This is a genomic window from Nitrospira sp., from assembly GCA_024760545.1.
GTDB lineage: Bacteria > Nitrospirota > Nitrospiria > Nitrospirales > Nitrospiraceae > Nitrospira_D.
This window is the reverse complement of record CP060501.1, coordinates 1,468,214-1,485,992: the sequence shown is the minus strand read 5'-3', so window position 1 is coordinate 1,485,992 and position 17,779 is coordinate 1,468,214. Positions and strand designations below refer to the sequence as shown.

General features: G+C 53.5%; 15 protein-coding genes. 9 read left to right on the top strand and 6 right to left on the bottom strand.

The genetic code is table 11. From position 1 onward, the window contains the following. Window positions 1-89 precede the first annotated feature (89 nt). Together H8K03_07110 and H8K03_07105 are read right to left on the bottom strand one after the other, a co-directional pair. Window positions 90-263, bottom strand: a complete 174-nt coding sequence (locus H8K03_07110) for a hypothetical protein (GenBank protein ID UVT21664.1) — start codon at window positions 261-263, stop codon at window positions 90-92. A gap of 647 nt (window positions 264-910) precedes the next feature. Further along, a complete protein-coding gene (locus tag H8K03_07105; protein UVT21663.1) occupies window positions 911-2,614 on the bottom strand; it encodes a M36 family metallopeptidase in 1,704 nt (567 codons plus the stop codon). Window positions 2,615-2,914: 300 nt separating this feature from the next. Between H8K03_07105 and H8K03_07100 the strand changes: the two genes are divergently transcribed. Further along, entirely contained in the window at window positions 2,915-4,222 is a 1,308-nt protein-coding gene (locus tag H8K03_07100; GenBank protein UVT21662.1) for a glycosyl transferase family 1, read from the top strand. Window positions 4,223-4,331: 109 nt separating this feature from the next. Beyond that, a complete protein-coding gene (locus tag H8K03_07095) occupies window positions 4,332-4,490 on the top strand; it encodes a hypothetical protein (protein ID UVT21661.1) in 159 nt (52 codons plus the stop codon). A gap of 853 nt (window positions 4,491-5,343) precedes the next feature. Here the strand turns inward: H8K03_07095 and H8K03_07090 are convergent. Further along, entirely contained in the window at window positions 5,344-6,240 is an 897-nt protein-coding gene (locus tag H8K03_07090; protein UVT21660.1) for an SDR family oxidoreductase, read from the bottom strand. Window positions 6,241-7,865: 1,625 nt separating this feature from the next. Further along, window positions 7,866-8,039 (bottom strand): hypothetical protein, encoded by a 174-nt coding sequence (locus H8K03_07085; GenBank protein UVT21659.1) that lies wholly within the window; start codon window positions 8,037-8,039, stop codon window positions 7,866-7,868. A gap of 1,293 nt (window positions 8,040-9,332) precedes the next feature. Here H8K03_07085 and H8K03_07080 point away from each other — a divergent pair. The 3 genes from H8K03_07080 (at window position 9,333) to H8K03_07070 (ending at window position 11,380) form a co-directional block, all read left to right on the top strand. Then, the gene (locus H8K03_07080; GenBank protein ID UVT21658.1) at window positions 9,333-10,373 is read left to right on the top strand and encodes a hypothetical protein; all 1,041 of its coding nucleotides are present in this window, start codon (window positions 9,333-9,335) and stop codon (window positions 10,371-10,373) included. 94 nt (window positions 10,374-10,467) lie between these two features. Next, window positions 10,468-10,938, top strand: coding sequence for a thermonuclease family protein (locus H8K03_07075; protein UVT21657.1), 471 nt, complete (start codon window positions 10,468-10,470; stop codon window positions 10,936-10,938). Between the two features lie 145 nt (window positions 10,939-11,083). Then, window positions 11,084-11,380 (top strand): helix-hairpin-helix domain-containing protein, encoded by a 297-nt coding sequence (locus H8K03_07070; GenBank protein UVT22400.1) that lies wholly within the window; start codon window positions 11,084-11,086, stop codon window positions 11,378-11,380. Window positions 11,381-11,467: 87 nt separating this feature from the next. On the opposite strand, the gene H8K03_07065 is transcribed toward H8K03_07070, so the two are convergent. Then, on the bottom strand, window positions 11,468-11,773 hold the full coding sequence (locus H8K03_07065) for a hypothetical protein (protein ID UVT21656.1): 306 nt from the start codon (window positions 11,771-11,773) through the stop codon (window positions 11,468-11,470). A gap of 1,094 nt (window positions 11,774-12,867) precedes the next feature. On the opposite strand from H8K03_07065, the gene H8K03_07060 reads away from it, so the two are divergent. Beyond that, window positions 12,868-13,347: a thermonuclease family protein gene (locus tag H8K03_07060; protein UVT21655.1), complete on the top strand. Its 480-nt coding sequence runs from the start codon at window positions 12,868-12,870 to the stop codon at window positions 13,345-13,347. Window positions 13,348-13,692: 345 nt separating this feature from the next. Continuing rightward, window positions 13,693-13,875, top strand: coding sequence for a hypothetical protein (locus H8K03_07055; GenBank protein UVT21654.1), 183 nt, complete (start codon window positions 13,693-13,695; stop codon window positions 13,873-13,875). A 669-nt stretch (window positions 13,876-14,544) separates the two neighbouring features. On the opposite strand, the gene H8K03_07050 is transcribed toward H8K03_07055, so the two are convergent. Then, entirely contained in the window at window positions 14,545-14,850 is a 306-nt protein-coding gene (locus H8K03_07050; protein UVT21653.1) for a hypothetical protein, read from the bottom strand. A 1,508-nt stretch (window positions 14,851-16,358) separates the two neighbouring features. Here H8K03_07050 and H8K03_07045 point away from each other — a divergent pair. After that, on the top strand, window positions 16,359-16,916 hold the full coding sequence (locus H8K03_07045; GenBank protein ID UVT21652.1) for a BON domain-containing protein: 558 nt from the start codon (window positions 16,359-16,361) through the stop codon (window positions 16,914-16,916). 669 nt (window positions 16,917-17,585) lie between these two features. After that, on the top strand, window positions 17,586-17,774 hold the full coding sequence (locus H8K03_07040; GenBank protein ID UVT21651.1) for a hypothetical protein: 189 nt from the start codon (window positions 17,586-17,588) through the stop codon (window positions 17,772-17,774). The last annotated feature ends 5 nt before the right edge of the window (window positions 17,775-17,779 follow it).

Here is a 17,779-nt window from a genome sequence, read left to right as displayed (position 1 = left end):
CAGCGACCATGATGTACGTCAGTCCCACAATAGAGCTCACGAGAATCGCTTCGATGATCCATGGCATATGGCTACTCACTCATTCCCGATTATGAATGCAACGCCGTCATGGTCAGTTCGGCTCCACACGATTGGAGCAGCAGGAGCGCGCCGAGGAAGAGGGTAATCATGACGGGCCAGATCATCGCGAGCACACCGAAAACGAGGAAGAGGGTAATCCCGGCCAACGTCTGCTGAGCGAGTGGGCTCTTAGCTCTCATCATACGATCCTCCTTACGTACTCTCTTTTGGAAGATGCGAAAAGTTTGTGATACGCATCGGAAATTCTGCCACCTTGGTTAATGCGAGGTCGTAAAGCATTTCTTGGGCCACGAGTCATGACGCGCACAAAGTACTGTATTTATGTCGCTTTCATTTTTGGATGCGAAGTTCAGACGTCTCGCCTTCGTATCGGAATGGATTCCACCTGTATCAGATAGGATCTGAAAGGGAGAGGGAGAGCAATTAGTCACACGTACAGTCGCGGGAAAGTAGTGGCTTGGCAATGCTTTCCGAAAAGCATTTGCTGGGCGAAAATACTTCCTTTTGGACGCTCGTCTGAATCCAAATGATTCACTCTGAATCAGATTGATTCACTTTTTAGATTCTGCGCCATCGCACAGTCGAATCACTATGGTGGATATCAACCAGCCATCGCCTGCCTCATTGAAACGATAATGGATCGGGAGTACTGTTCGCCAACAATTCCAGTTGAACATTGTTGGGCGCTGAACAATCAATTACTCGAAGCTACGGGAGGTGAACCATGCCAGACGATGTTTTCATGAGTTATACCCGCGTGAAGGATGAGTAAAGTGCTGTAACCGATTTCCGGAATCATCTTGAAACAGAATCACGAAGGAAAACTGCCCTAGTTGGTCACCGTGAAGCCTCGCGCGCGCAGAATTGTGCGGATCGCGTCGACTTTCATACTTTTATAGTTCAAAGTAATTGCCGTGGTCACGAGTGCATTCGCCGCAATATTAAACGTGGCATTGGCCGGCAGCAGAAAGTGGTGCTGGATGATCGCGGTGTCGGCCAGTGCTGCCCCAAGTTGATTATGAATCTGCCAGAGAGCCGCTGACCACATCTCTCCATCATCGTGAGGTTCGCCCACTATCGCCTGCGGGTACAGTTTCGTGCTATCGAGCCGGCGCAAACAAGGCGGGATCGCCGAATCGTAGGACGAAGCATCCCATGACGCGAGACACGCACTGCGAGGACCAGAAACGGGCCAATTCTGCTCGTTCACCGTCCCAGCCCAATAATCCGAAAATCCCTCACCCATCGCAGCCGCCTCGGGAGTAGAACCAAACAGCGGCACAATGTCATCCTGGATCGCATGGCCGTACTCATGGATAATGACATCGGCATCTTCGGCATCGTCCACACCCCCGAGGCCATAAGTAATGTCCTTGGTTTTAGGTGAGTAGAACGAGTTGTCCCCCTTGTACCGGTCGACGGCAAAAGCCTGCTGTCGGTTATTCACATTGGTAAAGCCTAAGGACTGGAGATATCGCTGACCGAAATCAAGATAGTAGTAACCCATTGTCTCGCTAAAACCGTTCGAACTCCGATCATACACAAAGCTTTGACTGTTCGACGTCACCCGCCTTTTGGTCAAACTGCTGGACGCGAAGGGCCCATCGAGGAGACCGTTTCCCGCGAGACCTGGCAGGATGACCGTGCGATAGGCGATCGCGGGGACTGCCGCAGCGGAATCGCTTTGGTCGGTCAAGGTGTTGATGCCCGAGGCGACAATCGCATTCACCTTAAAGATCTGGCCGGTTCCATTCACATAGCGATTGAGATCACGCGCTGGTGTCACGATCGTGCCCTTTCGAGCATGCACAAACACTTGCCACGTTGGCCCATGGGTGGGCACCGTCACTTCCCAGGCGAGGGTCGGCGTGCCGCTCTCCGCATAAATGACCAGTCGGGTCGCAGGACCAGGAAGATCGTCCATCGGCTCATCGTCCTTTGGTCTGGCAGGCACGGCGCCTCGAGCCCTGTTCACTGCATCGGCATCCGTCACCGTTGGCGGGAGGGTCAGAAGACTGGCGCTTGGCACTGCCGTATTGGTCAGCGCGACGACTCGGCCTTGTTTGTCGAAGAACACGGTCACCTCCGCCCCATAGACCGGCACTCCCTCGGCTGATTGACTGAATCTATATAGCGTACCTGCCAGGGTGGCGGCCGTCCGCGTCAAGCTCAAGCCAGGAAGTGATTGGTCCAATTTGAGTAGGGCCGCATGAGAGGAAAGAAATTGGCGGGCCGATGTTTCGGACACGTCCATTGAAGGGGTCAGTGTGCCATAGACGGCATGCGGGGTGCCCCAGAGGGGACTCCATGCCACCGACACCGGGCCAGAGGCTTTTCCGAGCAAGGCAGCCCACAATGGAAGCAGATCAGGATCTGGCTGGCCTTGGGGTTGGGCCCCTTCGATGGAACCATGTCGTTTTGGATGGTCTTCATGGGATGAGGCAGCTGATAGGAAGCCGGGGCTGCCCGCCATGGTCCAAAGGATCGTGACGAACAGGAGAATCCTGGCGAGACGAGTGTGCCGAGTGTTCATGCTGTGCCCTCCGTACCTATGACTCAACGTCGACGCTGTCGATGGGACACAGAACGTACTACGTTTCGGTTACCAATAGAAGAAATTTTGATTAGGAAATCATGTCGTGAAGAATGCTCGAAAAGAACTGCTCCCATACCATCTTGATGCGCAGCGAGGAAGTTGTCCACGACTCCTTCGTCCGCGACTGCATTGAATCGGCGAAACTCATGGAGTATGTTGCAGTGTCTAATACGTAGAAAGCTGCTAGGAAGCAAACTCAACCGGATTCCATTTGGATAGGCTGAGAAAGGGCAGTTAATGGGTCACATCGGCGTTCTCTGCCCGAATACTCCAGGTCATGTGAATCCAATGTTGGCGCTGGCCGACGCGACCCGCGCCCGTGGGCACCGAGTCACCTTCTTCCTGTTAGGCGCGCCTCCTTCATCGATCGCGGCGGCTGGGTTTGAGAGCGTTCCTGTCGGAGGATCAATCTTCCCGGCTGATCAGTATCAGGCCGAGTTTCAAACGCTCGGCTCACTCCAGGGCCGGGCAGCGCTCAAGCATACCCTGGCAATCGGTGCACGCGCGGCTGATTCGATTCTAGAAGTCGGCCCGGCTGTCGTGCGTGCCGCCGGTGTGACCGCCCTGGTGGTTGATCAGGCATCGTTTCCCGGTGGTACCCTTGCCGACCAGCTCGGGCTCCCGTTCGCGACAATCTGTAATGCGCTCCTCCTGAACCCTGACCCCGTCGTCCCACCGTACTTTACCCACTGGCAACCGCGGGATGCCTGGTGGGCACGGATTCGCAATCGGATCGCATGGGCAGGACTCAACCGACTGTATGCTCCAATCGTCACACGCATTCAGAACCATCGCCGCAGGCTTCGTCTATCGATCCCGGCAGGCATGTCGAACGTGTGGTCTGACAGGCTACAAATTAGTCAACAACCCGATGGATTCGAGTTCCCTCGGCGTGGGTTACCGAAGCACATTCGGTTCGTTGGTCCCCTCCAGCGATCGGTCGGAACTCAGCCGGTTCCATTTCCTTGGGAACGGCTCGATGGACGACCATTAATCTATGCCTCGCTGGGAACACTGCAGAATCGTATCGTGAGGATGTTTCGAGTGATTGCGGAGGCTTGTGAGGGAGTTGACGCCCAATTGGTACTCTCGACCGGAAATGGGATATCCCCGGAGGCACTTGGGAAACTTCCTGGGAACCCAGTGGTGGTTTCCTATGCCCCTCAAGGAGACCTGCTCCGACGGTCTACCATTGCGGTGACCCATGCCGGTCTGAACATCGTTCTCGATGCGCTGGGTGCCGGGCTTCCGATGGTGGCGATCCCTGTTACCAATGAGCAGCCGGGAGTCGCCGCCCGCCTCGCCTGGATTGGGGCGGGTGAGTCCATTCCCCCCAAGGAGGTGACTCCGCAGACGCTGTGCGCCGCGGTGGTCCGTGTACGGTCCGACCCATCCTACCGTGCCGCCGCTGCACGGGTCCGGGACGCTATCCACGCGAGCGGAGGAGCATCACGTGCTGCAGAGCTGATCGAGCAAAGCTTTGGCACTTGGGGTCTGAGGAAGAGGGGGCACAGTGGTCCTGCAAATTCCCGCGCTGAGCAGTGAAACAGGCAGCACTTGGGCTCGTCGGCTTTCGCATCAGTTGTGACGTTGGTTTGACCTCTCCTCACTTGGAAGCTAAGCTTTTCCTGACTTCATCCAACAGGAGGTTGCCATGGATACGCATCCGTCCGACCAGCTCCGCAAGCTGGCGATTGAACTCACCCGGAATCCTCAGTTCACTAGTGCTCACACCAAAGCCCTCATGAGTATCCTTATCGACATAGCCGACCGCGTTCAAATTCTCGAACAACACTTGGGCCAAGACTATTAAGCCCTTTCACGGCTTCGAGTACGAGGACTCATACCCCATGCCCTATGGTCAGCCCTGGATACATGGCTAGTCCTAGAGGACTCCATGTGGGCTACCCGCCAACGACGAAAGGGCGGCGGGGGGTCTTCCCCGTCACGGTTTCTGTCACGGTTGAATTACGAAAAAGGTCACGGTCAGGGGAGACGACAGGATGATGCAGGAAGCAATAACAGAGCACAACCCCTTGCTAGTACTGTCTATACGGTTACATAGCGTGTGCTGCTGTATGCTGGTATTTCATGCCTAATCGTGTTCGTAAACCGCAGGTCGCCCGTTCAATCCGGGTCGCCGGCTCCATATCGCGCAAAGCTGTTTGTATAATATGGTGCCTGCGGACTAGCGGCGGGCCTCGGTCCACTGTGTTGAACGGGCGACCTGAGAGGATTCGAAGGGGGATGTGTCCCCTTCGTGGGGATTTTACAAGGGGGCTGGCCCCCTTCGTATGAATCGGTGAGGCAGGCTTCAGGGCCGAACCGATGACAGGTTGCTCCGTTCAATCCGGGTCGCCGGCTCCAGTAATTCCCCATGGGAAGTCAGGTATTTGCACAACCTCTCCGGTCTGGGGATTCTGTGTGTTATCCACTTCTGCTACCGTTTTGCTACCACGAGCCACGGCGGGACTTTTAAAGCCTACGTAATTACACTCGTCTGTGACAATCGCATCTAATCGATCCAAGGCCCCCGGTTTTTTCTTTCCGATCTTTCCGGGTGTGCGCGGCATGGTCCTATCCCTGATCTGTCCTGGAATAGAAAGAGCGAGGAACCCGCGCCAGCCGTGCAGGGTCCGGTGTTGAGCGAGGGGTTAGGCGGCACGTCAACGCTTCTGTGATTGCGCGATTGCGTTTGCGCGCATTGCCAACAGCTCCCCACGGCTGACTCCGAGCGCATCAGTCATCGGCGTGGCAAGCGTGGGGTCCATATCCCAACTATGTCGGGGTCCGATCGTCAACCCACCGTCAACGGTGAGGGCCGTACCAGTGATGAAATCTGCCTCATCACTGGCAAGGAAGGCTACAGCCTGCGCAATGTCCTCCGGTCGGCCAGAGCGGCCGACTGGGTTGGCCCGGCCGCTGCGCTCGGCGATCTGCTCGGCCATGCCCTGCGCCTCTTCGCTGCCGAGGCCGAACATTCCGCCGAAGATACGCGTGGCGATGAAGCCTGGCACCACCGCATTGATGCGGATGCGCTGCGGCGCTAGTTCTGCCGCAGCCACGCGCGTGTAGTGGAGCACGCCGGCCTTGGCCACTGAGTAGGCGAGCGGCATGTAGCCTGCTTGCAGCGCCGACACTGACGACGTGTTGATGATGGCTCCACCGCCGCGACGCTTCATGTGCGGCACCGCGTATGCAGTTCCGGCAGCCACAGCGCGCAGAAGTAGGGCATGGGTAGCATCCCAGCCGGCGGCATCAAAACCTTCAACGCCGGCGGGAGCACCCCCAGCACCAGCGTTGTTAAAGAGAATATCCAGCCCCCCGAAGTGCGCCACAGCAGTCTCTATGGCGGAACGCAACTCCTCCAGCTGCGTCACATCGCATCGCACGAAGCGAACTGCGGCCCCAAAGCGTCCTTCAAGCATCACTTGCGCCGAACCATCCTTGTCTGCGGCAAGGACCCGTGCGCCCTCTTCGACAAAGCGGACGACGGTTGCTAAGCCGATTCCCGAGGCGGCGCCTGTGACGACGGCTACCTTGCCAGAGAGACGCTGTGTCATGGCTTGCTCCTCCTTCGTGATAGTTCGACACGACCTGCGGCCACCGATGAGCGTGGTGTGTACCGCCTAACTGTGTTTAGGCCGATCCACATAACAGCTTGTTCTCCCAATTCTGCGCGTATAACTCGCAGCTTGGGATTCAGAGACTACGTCATTCCTAACATCGTTTCAATGTCCTGCGACTGCTAAACCAACTCGCAATCAATTACATGCCTCATCGTTATACCGCTCTGGAACAGGAGGTGAAATCTCCACGCTGCCCTTCGTTCGTAGTTCCATTATGCGTATTGTTCCTATAACACACGTATTGACATCAGCAGGAAATATGGCATAGGTGCTTGAACCTGGATCGGAAAATCGTTCTCCAAGATCCTTCGTAAACTCCTTAAGTATTGCATTTTGTACACCACGAATATGGGTCAGCTGTTTGGCAGCCCGCTGGTTACCGATATTGTGAGTCGTTATCTGAAAGTGGATTTGGCTCTTTGGTGGAACTCGGGGAATCGTTACCGAGAATGCGAGGATCGTCGGAGCTGATAGGATTGTCATGGCCCAATAAATGGATCACCACAAAGCCACATCTTTCCTTCAGGATATTAAAAATAGAATCGCGGCTTTGCCTCGAACTGAACTCGAAACATGGCCGAATTGGCCCGCAATGCCAGCCTTCCTTGTTGAAGTCCCATCAGAATTGTCCTCCTACAAGTTCACGATAATGAAAGAAACCTTTCCAGACGGTCGCATTCGTATAGCAATCCAAGGTTATCGCCATTTCTTTCTAGGCAGTGGTTGGATGTCTGCTAATGGCTTTGTGTCGTCTCCGGACGGCTCACTCTCTGATTTGACTGAGCAAGACATTTGAGATGTCACATAGCCACTGATGACGGCTCCTATGCGGATCAACTAAACATTGTCAGCCACCAGCGTATGAGCCCTTTCAAGCCGACCACCATTTTCACGCTCGGTTTTCGTAACCTGGGCTGCCGGTGCAAATGCAGTCGCGGTCTATGGGTTCGACCAATACGAACCTATATGGGGTCGTGGGCCGTCAATTCAGCTCGGCCTCTGGATCATCATGGTTGCTGCAATTCTTGTCGCTATTGGTTTCTCTCTTGGCACCAAGCGCATGAGGCTGCCCCTGCCATGGTGGAAGCCCCTCTCATTTAGCGGCGCATTTCTCTTGGTTTTTGTTGCCCTCATGTATCTTGCTGCTTATCTAGGTCGGCTTGGATTAGAGCAGGACTTACGCCTTCTCTTCCTCGGCTTGACCACATTCGCTTCATCCTTCCTCGCCGCAAAGCTGCTTACACGACACTCTTGGTCGGTTAACAAGACGTACCCACCTTCATAGGAGTTTTATTCCTTAATATCATCAGGATTTGCTACCACGCTGCTACCAGGACAGGACAAACGAGGCCCATCTTGGCCCACGGTAGGGGAGGGCTGACTTGTTGTTTCCTGTGGGGTTACGTTGTCTGAAGGAGTAGTAGGGGAAATTCGTGAACCGCAGGTCGCTGGTTCGAATCCAGTCGCCAGTTCCTGAAAAGAAAATTGAACGGGCGACCTGAGGGGATTCGAAGGGGATGTGTCCCCTTCGTGGGAATCGGTGAGGCAGGTGTCAGGGATTAGGCTTGTTGGCGAACTGCACCTCTCCAGGATGAGAGGCAAAGGCCCACCACCACGTATGCGATCGCGATCGTCATTGAGTTGTGCCGCACGTACAGGAAAACAGCTTTATCCACCAAGAGGGCGGGAGCCAACATCACAAAGCCGAGAACATTGGACCAGCGTAGCCTCATGATCGCCTCCTTTCGTTTCTCTTCTGACTTTTGCATCGTGGCTTCTTCAACCTCTGATCATGCGACGTTCTAGAGCATTTCTTAGGCCACGTGTAATGACGCGCACAAAGTACCGTATTCATGTCCCTTTCAAGTTTTGATTCGAAGTTCAGACATCTTGCGTTCGTATCGGAATGGATTCCAACTGTATCGGATACGATATGAATGGGAGAGGGAAGGCGGTTATGGTGATGGTGCTATACGCTGGCGATTCGGAAACTCACTGAGACTTACCAGAACGCCCGGTGCGACCGGATCTTGAACGATCGTCATGCCCTTGGCTGCGCCTGCTTGTGATGCTGACCTTTACGCAAACCGGCTTGTGTGGTCTATGCCTCTTTGGGTGGGAACTCCGGACGGGGTGCGTCTAGGCGCTGATTTCTTCCCAGGTTCGGAAGGTGCTTCGATGTGATGGGTGCTTAAGAGACGAAGGGCTTGATACTCGTTCCCCCTCCACTGCAGGCGGCGCTACTAGAGCACTCGCTTTTCATCCGATCGCATCTTCCAGTTAAAACCTGATAGCCGACAGCGGGCCGCTCGTGGAATTGGATATCCTTGTGTTCCCATGAGTCCATGTGACCCGTGGTTACAGTATTTGTACCCAGGGTCAAGAGCCGTGAATCATTCAAGGTCGTCACTCGGAGGGCTTCCTTGCACCGTAAGGGCCTTCCCTCCTACAATACGCCCCCCAGTTGAGGTGCCGTTCATGGCCTGCCGGCTGATTCTTTACGACATTCCCGAGTGCCAAATTTGTTTACCTGCAATAGGCACTCCGGTATGTGATCTGAAGCTTTTTGGATTAATTTCAGGAGCGTGATGGTTATTCTCTGTGTGAAGGTTCTGATCGGGAGATAGGATATGCGACACGTTCGTTGGCTCCTCCTCAGATTCGTTGTCTGGACAGGACTAGCGCTAACAACACAATCATGGGCATTTGACGGGGATATCAATTTTGTCGTCGGTACTCGAGCTATGGTGTCGGACAAATGGCAGTGGCAACAAGGCGCGTTAGAAGTTCCTCTGATTCCAGAACTTACCAGTTACGGGTACATTGCGAAAGCGTCATCAAATGATCAAGTTCTCGTAACCGAAATAATCACGCTTCCTGATCGACCCAGAGCGCTTCCCAAAGAAGCCAAGTTATCGAAGGATGGACGAACTATTACCCTGACGAAAGCTCGAACACCTACGAAACAAGGAAACATATGGAATCTTTGGACCGTTGCACCTGGAGATCCACCAGGATCGTACTCCATGACGGTCCTATTCAATAACGAACCCGTCAAAACATTTCATTTCAAGATGGTGGTTCCCAATGGAGCAGTCTCTCCATCTCTCGACCCAGTGAAGGCAATAAGTGATTTGTTGGAGGCAAAGCGTAGTACTGAGGGATTCTGGCAAGCATGTTTCGAGAACCCGTATACCGTTCCTGCCGACTATTTGACTCTCAACTATCGTGACGCTCTGGTTCAGATTGATCGACTCATCGCTCGACATCATCAGTACGCCGATAGTTGGAGGGCCTGCTCAAAAGGAATTCGTTCCAGGACTGATGGCCTCAATCAACGTCTGGTGGAAATCATGCCAATTCTCATGGGCGAGAAAGATCCTCGAGCCAAAGACATTGCACAGCTTCTCACGAACAGCTTTAAGGAATCCTCAAGGCAAACCACGGAACTGAGCCACAAAATTATCCAAATGCATATGGAGTTGGAACGATTCTTTCGCGACTTGCAGCTCAATCCTCCAGAACCGTCACTGCAAGTTATCGATGTGCCCAAGTCTGTTGGTTATCTAGAGCGAGGAGTTATTAGTGACATCCGCCATACGAACGATGGGAGGGTAGGAGAGTTAAGTGCAGCCTATAAACTGTATCCCTCAACAAAACTGGCTGCCCGATTAGACAACGCCAGAATCATGCAGACATGCACTCAGGCAATCGAAGTATTTTATGAGGTCGATGCTCGTAACGACGTACAGAAACTCCAAGACGCCAGGAAACAGCTGCAGCTCGCGATGTTTCAAGCCTATCAGGTGACGAGCAATGATGAAATCGTCAAAGCGTATCCCGAGGTCGAAGAACATTACCGTCTGGTGATTGCTGATCTGAAGGAAATTACACATATCTTTGATGCTTACCTTAAGCGCCAAACACTGACACCCGCACAAATGGCGAGCCTTTCCGACAAGGGAGATTTTCCAGATCTATACTCGCATTCCACTCGCGAGCTTGAACAACTTGGCAAACAACTCGACCAACGACTACTTTTACTGGATCAGATTTTTACCAGATAGATATCAGGCATTGGTTGGTACTCGTGATCGCTAGGCGCGATCATTGAGGTGGAATAGCGAGCTGCGAAGGAGACGATGCACTAGGACAAGTCTGATGAGACTGCTAGCCCTCTTCCTCTCTCTGTTCTTCTGCTCCCAGGCCATAGACGCCTTCCCCTTCACCGGCCAAGTAATTTCAGTCCAGGATGGCGGCAGGTTTGAAGTGCTCCGTAACGGGAAGCCTGAACGTATCCGTCTGCATGGGATTGATTGTCCCGAGAACGGTCAGCCGTTCAGCGACAATGCGAAGCAAGCCACCTCAGACCTCATTTTTTCCATGGACGTGACCATTGAAAGCCACGGTAAAGATAAATATGGGCGGACCGTCGCAGAGGTGCTGCTCTCTGATGGCACGAACGTTAATCATGTGTTGGTCAGAGAGGGTTGGTGCTGGTGGTATAGGAAGGATGCGCCACGCGATACGGTCCTTGAAGGGTTGGAGAATGAAGCACGGGAGGCTAGAAAAGGATTATGGATCGATCCTAACCCGATGCCGCCATGGGAGTGGCGGAAGCGGGGCAAGTGAGTATCACTAGTACCACCCGACTCCTGGGTACCGCTCACCAGTCGCTTAACCTGCTCGAACGCTTGGCCGGGATTATTGAGATGGAGCAACGAATCACAAGGAGCACGACGCACTAACAAGGAGGCTGATTATGTTGCCAACGATCATGAGGTGGACACTCCGCGTAGGACTGGGAAGCGTGCTCCTGCTGGCGCTCCCGTTATCCCTCGTTACCGTGACCGACTCCTCACTGGTCCAAGCTGTCGAGCAAGCGGACCTCCTCGATATCAATACGGCCACCGCCGAACAACTCAAGACGCTCCCAGGCATCGGTGAAGCCTATTCCGAGAAGATCATCAAAGGCAGGCCTTACACCAGAAAAGATGAGCTGGTGCAGAAACAGATTCTGCCACGAGCGACCTACGAGCAGATCAAGTACAAGATTGTGGCAAAGCAGAAATGATCCGTGAGAACTCGCAGCCGCATTCTACTCGTACTTTTTGATACACTGGCATTTCTAGGAACCAGCTGCCTCATCGCGCAGCCTTGTCTAGCTGCCGACTACACCGAAAGAGTCGTTGGGATAATTGACGGGGACACCATTGACGTGCTGCGCAACAACCGCTCGGCGCGCGTTCGCCTTCACTGGCACGGGAACCGCATGGTCGGAAGCGTTCCCGGATAGATCGTTCCGGAATAGATTCCTTCGCTTCCATTCAATGTATGACATCTGCATGATCGCCAAGTAGTTATCCAATCGAAGCTGATCCATATCAGTGAGAAGGCAGTCATTCTCAAAGGCGTCGGTCACTTCCAGACTGGCCCGGATAAAATTTTCAAAGACAATGCGGTCCATGGTGGTGCCTGCTACTCCCTGTCCGATTTCTTTCCTGTCAACACTTCAACGGAAACCGGACTGGGAAACTCCCTAGCATTGAAGGCTCTTGAGCGACCGACACACTCATGATGAAGTGATTCGTTGAAGTTTGTCCCACCACGCGAGTGGAGAGGTGCAGTAGAGAAGAGGCATGACTGTCATGCCGTTTCTCCTTGGCTCATACCGGTAAAGACCTTGCCCACGACACAATTTGGGACCTATCGCTCACCGGCTTGCGGGACACACGGAGGATGTGGTGTTCTGTCATGGATAGAAGCGGCCAGTCTGGCGCTTATGCGTATCTGCCTGAACAAGCTAGTATGGCGTCCTGACGATCTTCTTAAATCCTTGCGTACAGATGCCGTCACACGAAGACCCAGCTGAACGTCGCGGTTACCTTCGCTGGTTTTATCGAGGGTGGCGCCCGACTTGGTTTGGCAGATTCCATAACAGCATCTGGGCTTGGCTATCGGGCCTTGGTCTTACCCCTCCGATCCTGGTTACCTTACAAGTGAAGGACCGGAGTAGTGCTCAACTGCGCTCAGTCGTCCTCGTCGCTGCCGACTACGAAGGGCATCGCTATCTTGTCTCAATGCTAGGAGAGGGTTCCGAATGGGTACAGAACCTACGGGCGGCGGGTGGGATGGCGTTTTTGAAGCGTGGGCAATCGTATCCTGTTATGCTTACTGAGATTCCGCCTCACGAGCGAGCACCCATCCTCAAGGCATGGTGCCAGGTTGCCAGCAGTGGTCGTCAGCACCTTCCGGTCTCGCACCACGACCCAGTGTCTGAGTTCGAAGCGATTGCCGGTGACTACCCTGTCTTTCGCGTCGACTCTGCGTTGTAGTGTGTAGTCCTGTCCCCGAACCGCTTTTTGTCCTTGTGCTGGATTCCCTAAAAGAGTCCCAAGCCCCTAAGGGGTGCTGCTATCCCCAAGCCTGCCGATGTCATCTCATATAGAGACCATAGCTCATGGATTAGATTGAAGTTACATAGCGTGCACTTTTGATCATTTCTTGTGTGTGGGCAATGCTATCGTGCCGGTCTAAGGTAACTCCCTATCAGGCGCCCATATGGCAGCTCTCACTCTACGATTCCTGATCGTAACATTGCTTCTTCTCTTCAGCGACGCCAAGGCATACCCCTTCACCGGCGAAGTGGTGAGAGTCGTGAACGGGGACGTCATCGAGATCTTACATAATGGAAAATCCCAGCCGGTCCGATTGTATGGTATCGACTGCCCGGCAGAGGGCCAGCCTTACGGCAGCAGCGCGAAAGAAGTGATATCTATCATGAGCTACGCGCTGAACGTCACCCTTCAAATTCATGGCAAAGATCGATATGGGCGCATCCTTGCCGATGTCGTGCTCGCCGATGGGACCAATCTCAACCATGTACTCGTCAAAGAAGGCTGGTGCTGGTGGGATCGACCGCATGCGCCGGAGAGCGCCATACTAGAAGCACTGGAAGCCGAAGCCCGAGACGCCAGCAGAGGCTTGTGGATTGATCCGTCCCCTGTGTCGCCGTGGGCATGGCGGAAGCTAGCCAAATGAGTATGTTTTCATGACGTTCTCCGACAGAGAATCATCACAGCGCACGAGGAACATGTCCGGCCTAGGGATCTGGAGTATGGACAGTTTTGTAATGGAGTGTAGCCGTACAAGTCTGCATCATAACCACAACCTGCCGTCGGGTCATGGAAGGCCCACCGGCAACACCTTGTGAGAACGCGGGTGTCCATGGCAGTGTCTTCCCTTCCTTCCTCAAACTTGAACAAAAAACTCCCGGAATACATCCGTTCCTGCGAACGGCTCCTGTCCTCTTCAAACTCCACTGCCCAAGGGCTATGAGCGGCTTTTTATTGATAATCAGACCCATGTCAGAAAGGAGTACTGTCAATGCTTACCCCACCCCAAGCCAAACTCTCTCCTGAACAAGAAGCGCTGCTAAAGAAACGCGCGGAGTGTACACACAGTCGTGCCGTGGATGACGTTCGCTCGCGGGATGGCTCCAAGTTGGGTCAGTTGCGATGTCTGGAATGTCAGGCGACGTTTCCCGATCCTCAGGCAGTCGCCGAATGATGCTCGTGGAGTAGTTCATGTCCTCTACGTCCTCTCTCCCCGTGAGAACGTGAAGGAATGAGCAGCGGTTCGATGATACCTGATGGAAGGAGGAGGTCGTTGTCCTCGTGGAATTCTTGAACTGCTACCAGCGTTTCCGGTTCATGGTAGCCTGATATCAGGAAAGTCTACTACTCTGGGGGGCTCCGATGATTCGGAGACCGTATCCTCGCTATAAACTCTCCCATACATTCTTCTAGGTTGCATCTCTCCGCTCTTATCGCACTCGGATCACAGAGCCATACATACTTCACATCACCAGTCCTATATATTTTGACAGGAAACGCTTCACTGCCGGGCTTGCGCCGATACCACTGCCCACCCATTGCCAATCTACTCTTGCCCGGATTCTGATGCGTGGCCATCTATGTGGCTCCCATATACAGTTAGCAAACCTCATGGGGCTTCAGTAGCCCAGCTGTTGACCTTTTGCCACCCGGCAATCCCACCCTTATGTCTTCAGAAGAGTGACAGGGAGCCACCTCTCCGTCATGCTTGTAATACAAATCTTCTGCCTCGGGGCTCGAAGCTGAAACACCCCTTGCCGAGCCTACTGTAAGAACCCTACAAGCCAGATATCTCGCCGACGGGGCTGAGGAGCCTTCCTCTGGGACACAATACATGGATTGCCTACTTTGCCCTCGGTAGGCAACCTATGGAACAATCTGTTTCAAGCAACTGAGCATCTGTCGGGCATTGTACTTTTGGCTTTACGGGCACACACAAAAAACTATCTTGGGTATGTTCACGGTCATCGGACAGCGTCCATCCTGGACCGCATAATTGGTGAGATAATCTGGCCATTTCAATCTTGCCTTTGTCCTTCGGTTCTCTTGGGATACCGGTAATTTCTGGACCCGCATAGGCGTTTGTTACAGCTACGAGATTGGCAACAACAACTACGATGTTGAGTAATTGCTTGGATGGTTTCATCATTTCTCCTTTTTTCGTATAGGCCGGTTCGTGCTTTGAGTAATTTACGAGGAAGTTGTCAAATCTCCTAACGCCATTAGTGGTCCGTTATTTTACCGGTCTATTTATCCCATTCTGCTGCCCCTGGCTCTTTAAGCTCGCATGTCCCACGTTTGTATCTTTGTCACAGTCACCCCCTCTGCAAGCCCTGAAGCTGCTTCGGGCAATATTACGCACACTTGGGAAAGAAGTCAGGAGGTTGGGACAGGTAACAAAAGCATAAAGGGATGTCTGGGCCGGAAGCACCGTCTAAGGTTATGGATCGCTCCCCAATGTCCGCAGTGTGCACATTCATTCCTCCTTTTCTTCTACTGCTGCAAAGCCAAAAGGAGTCTCAAGCCCATGACGGGTGGGGGATGTGCCGATCACGCTAGGCGGCAGGTGTTAATTGAGTGTTAGTCCCAGCGACAAGATGGACTAAATTGAGACGAATTGAAACGAAGTCAGATTACGCTTAAACCGTGCATTACTATTGATGGAAGGAAGGATTGCCCAGGACTCCAATGACTTGAGCAATCCCCTTTCACTGATTTGTAAACCGTAGGTCGCTGATTCGAATCCAGTTGCCGGGTCCAGCCATTCGAAATGTCCCGATGCATTTATCAATGAGAGACTTCATGAACGAAGTTTCTCTCGCGAGTTTAGTTTTGGTGTTTCAGCCGTCTTCAGATTCAGCGTGATTCAGTCAGCAGGAAAGTCACAAGAAAAACAATCCCCCACACGACCGCATACGCAAACAAAAATAGTTCAGCGCGCATTGATAATCCCATAGGCCGATGTCCAACCGCGATTCTCTGATCACGCAGGCGCTATACAGAGGCTGGACTCGATGACGGTCGTGCTTCGAAGATACGGAGGCAGAGGCTGAGGAATCAGACGCGCCGGAGTTTGGGAGGGAAATGCGCGAGAGATGGGACAGTCGACGCGGTTCAATACCTCATACATCAGCCTGGGCGCATTCGCCGCACGAGTCAAGCGTTATTAAGGGAAAGACGGTATTTGGCCCCCTCTCTGAGGCTGACTCTCAGGCGTTCCTGTTGCCTTGACCGCTCCATGTCAAATTATAGTGCTTGACTCTCATGCCCATTGCGCCCAGGGTAATATTGTTCGGTGTAAAGCTTCGGTGACTGTCCCATCACTTGCGCTTCCTGGTTCTTCTCAGCGTGATCGATTCCTCAGTCTCCGCCGCTCCGATGCCAGAGGCTCTCTGAACGGCTGCATCCCTTGTGTGGCCTGGTCTGCTGGTGGAGGCGAGGTAGGACACTGGTTCTGCTTTCAGAGAATTCCATAACGGATGCGTGATTCCATAGAGAGGAGTAACCCATGCTCTACTACGTACTGGTGTTTCTAGTGGCCGGGTGATTGCCGGCAGGCATCAAAGGCCGTGAGGAAGAAACTGTCTGCTGAGTGAATGCTATTCACGAACAGCGACTCATAATCTGATTGTTCTATTTGGCTAAGGAGAAGTGAAAATGAATATACGGACTATTCTGACATTAAGCGCAACGTTGGTAACCGGGGGAATGTTCTTGACGGGATTGACGAACGGGCTTGGTAATGCCGCCGAGAAGACCCCGATCAATGATGCGTGGTTGACTGCTAAGACCAAGATTGCACTGTTTGCCGATGCTCGGGTGAAGGGGAGTGATCTCAACGTCGAAAGTACACAGGGTTTGGTCATGATCCGTGGCAAAGTGGACTCCGGCGAGGCAAAGCAGGCGGTGGAGGATATCGCCAAGGGGATTGATGGCGTCAAGTCGGTGAAGAACGACTTACAAGTGGTATCGCCATCCAAGCGTGAGGTGATTAACGACAAAGACGAGGCGATTACCCTGCGGGTCAACGAGCAGATCGCGAAAGACGCCCACCTCAAGGAATCCGGGATTCATGCCCAAACGAATGCGGGTGTGGTTTCGCTGAGCGGCGAAGTAGCAGACCTGATGACGAGCGCACAAGCGTCGTGGAAAGTCTGGCAGGTCCCCGGCGTGAAGTCGGTCAAGAATGACATCACCGTGAAGGCGAAGACCTAGATTGTTCTCGCGGAACAGGAGTGTGCTCTTTCAGTCACCTCCGAACAATCCGCATCATGAGACTGTGCACGCAGATATACAGAAGACATCCGGCGACGCTGGCCATGTCGGCTGGCGTCGCAAAGGCGAGTCCCACGAATAGGTCTGGCAGGGTGCGCATCCGAAAGCCAATATCCCTGCATGTCGTCACCGAGCGTACTGTCACAGGTCTGCAATCTAACACACATCCTGCCGCCGGTTCCGGAGGGCCCACCGCCGACACTTTGTGAGAGAGGCGGTTCCCTATGTCGGCGTCTATCAGTCCATTCTTTCCATTACGCAAAGAAATCCACGGGCTCATTTGTTCCTGCGAATCGCTCCTTTCTTCGTCGGTGCTCTTTGGCCATGCGCCGCTGTCTCCTCAAGAGCGAAAGGTCGTTCAATATTACTCAGAGCAGCTCAAAGCCTACCTCCGCGCACCGCAGATCCACTGAGTGCGGTGCAGGGGTTCAGGAGGTGCTGAGAGGAGGGATTAGGGCTGGACGGTGATCGAGTGGATCGGTGCCTTGGTGTGGTCGCTCTACAAACCGGTGCGCGTTTGATACACAGGCACTCGTGATACAGTAGGATGAGCCTGAGAGCAGCTTGCGAACACACTTGCGAAGAAGTGATTGATTGGACGGAGGGGTGATGGACAACATGGTTCAGGTGAGCAAAGATCTCTTCCTCAATATCACGGAGGCGGTCAAAATCGAGGCGCATGGCAAGATTTTTCGCATCTCGATCAGAAACAGCAACGGTTCGCTCAGCGAACATTATTGCCACCCGGAGGCTCCGGGGTATAACAAACTGAAGGAACTCCTCACGAAAGCCAAATGAGAGGC

Coding starts and splice junctions, on each gene's coding strand:
- H8K03_07110 (UVT21664.1), bottom strand. CDS start 263: ATGATGAGAGCTAAGAGCCCACTCGCTCAGCAGACGTTGGCCGGGATT.
- H8K03_07105 (UVT21663.1), bottom strand. CDS start 2,614: ATGAACACTCGGCACACTCGTCTCGCCAGGATTCTCCTGTTCGTCACG.
- H8K03_07100 (UVT21662.1), top strand. CDS start 2,915: ATGGGTCACATCGGCGTTCTCTGCCCGAATACTCCAGGTCATGTGAAT.
- H8K03_07095 (UVT21661.1), top strand. CDS start 4,332: ATGGATACGCATCCGTCCGACCAGCTCCGCAAGCTGGCGATTGAACTC.
- H8K03_07090 (UVT21660.1), bottom strand. CDS start 6,240: ATGACACAGCGTCTCTCTGGCAAGGTAGCCGTCGTCACAGGCGCCGCC.
- H8K03_07085 (UVT21659.1), bottom strand. CDS start 8,039: ATGAGGCTACGCTGGTCCAATGTTCTCGGCTTTGTGATGTTGGCTCCC.
- H8K03_07080 (UVT21658.1), top strand. CDS start 9,333: ATGACGGTCCTATTCAATAACGAACCCGTCAAAACATTTCATTTCAAG.
- H8K03_07075 (UVT21657.1), top strand. CDS start 10,468: ATGAGACTGCTAGCCCTCTTCCTCTCTCTGTTCTTCTGCTCCCAGGCC.
- H8K03_07070 (UVT22400.1), top strand. CDS start 11,084: ATGAGGTGGACACTCCGCGTAGGACTGGGAAGCGTGCTCCTGCTGGCG.
- H8K03_07065 (UVT21656.1), bottom strand. CDS start 11,773: ATGGACCGCATTGTCTTTGAAAATTTTATCCGGGCCAGTCTGGAAGTG.
- H8K03_07060 (UVT21655.1), top strand. CDS start 12,868: ATGGCAGCTCTCACTCTACGATTCCTGATCGTAACATTGCTTCTTCTC.
- H8K03_07055 (UVT21654.1), top strand. CDS start 13,693: ATGCTTACCCCACCCCAAGCCAAACTCTCTCCTGAACAAGAAGCGCTG.
- H8K03_07050 (UVT21653.1), bottom strand. CDS start 14,850: ATGATGAAACCATCCAAGCAATTACTCAACATCGTAGTTGTTGTTGCC.
- H8K03_07045 (UVT21652.1), top strand. CDS start 16,359: ATGAATATACGGACTATTCTGACATTAAGCGCAACGTTGGTAACCGGG.
- H8K03_07040 (UVT21651.1), top strand. CDS start 17,586: ATGGACAACATGGTTCAGGTGAGCAAAGATCTCTTCCTCAATATCACG.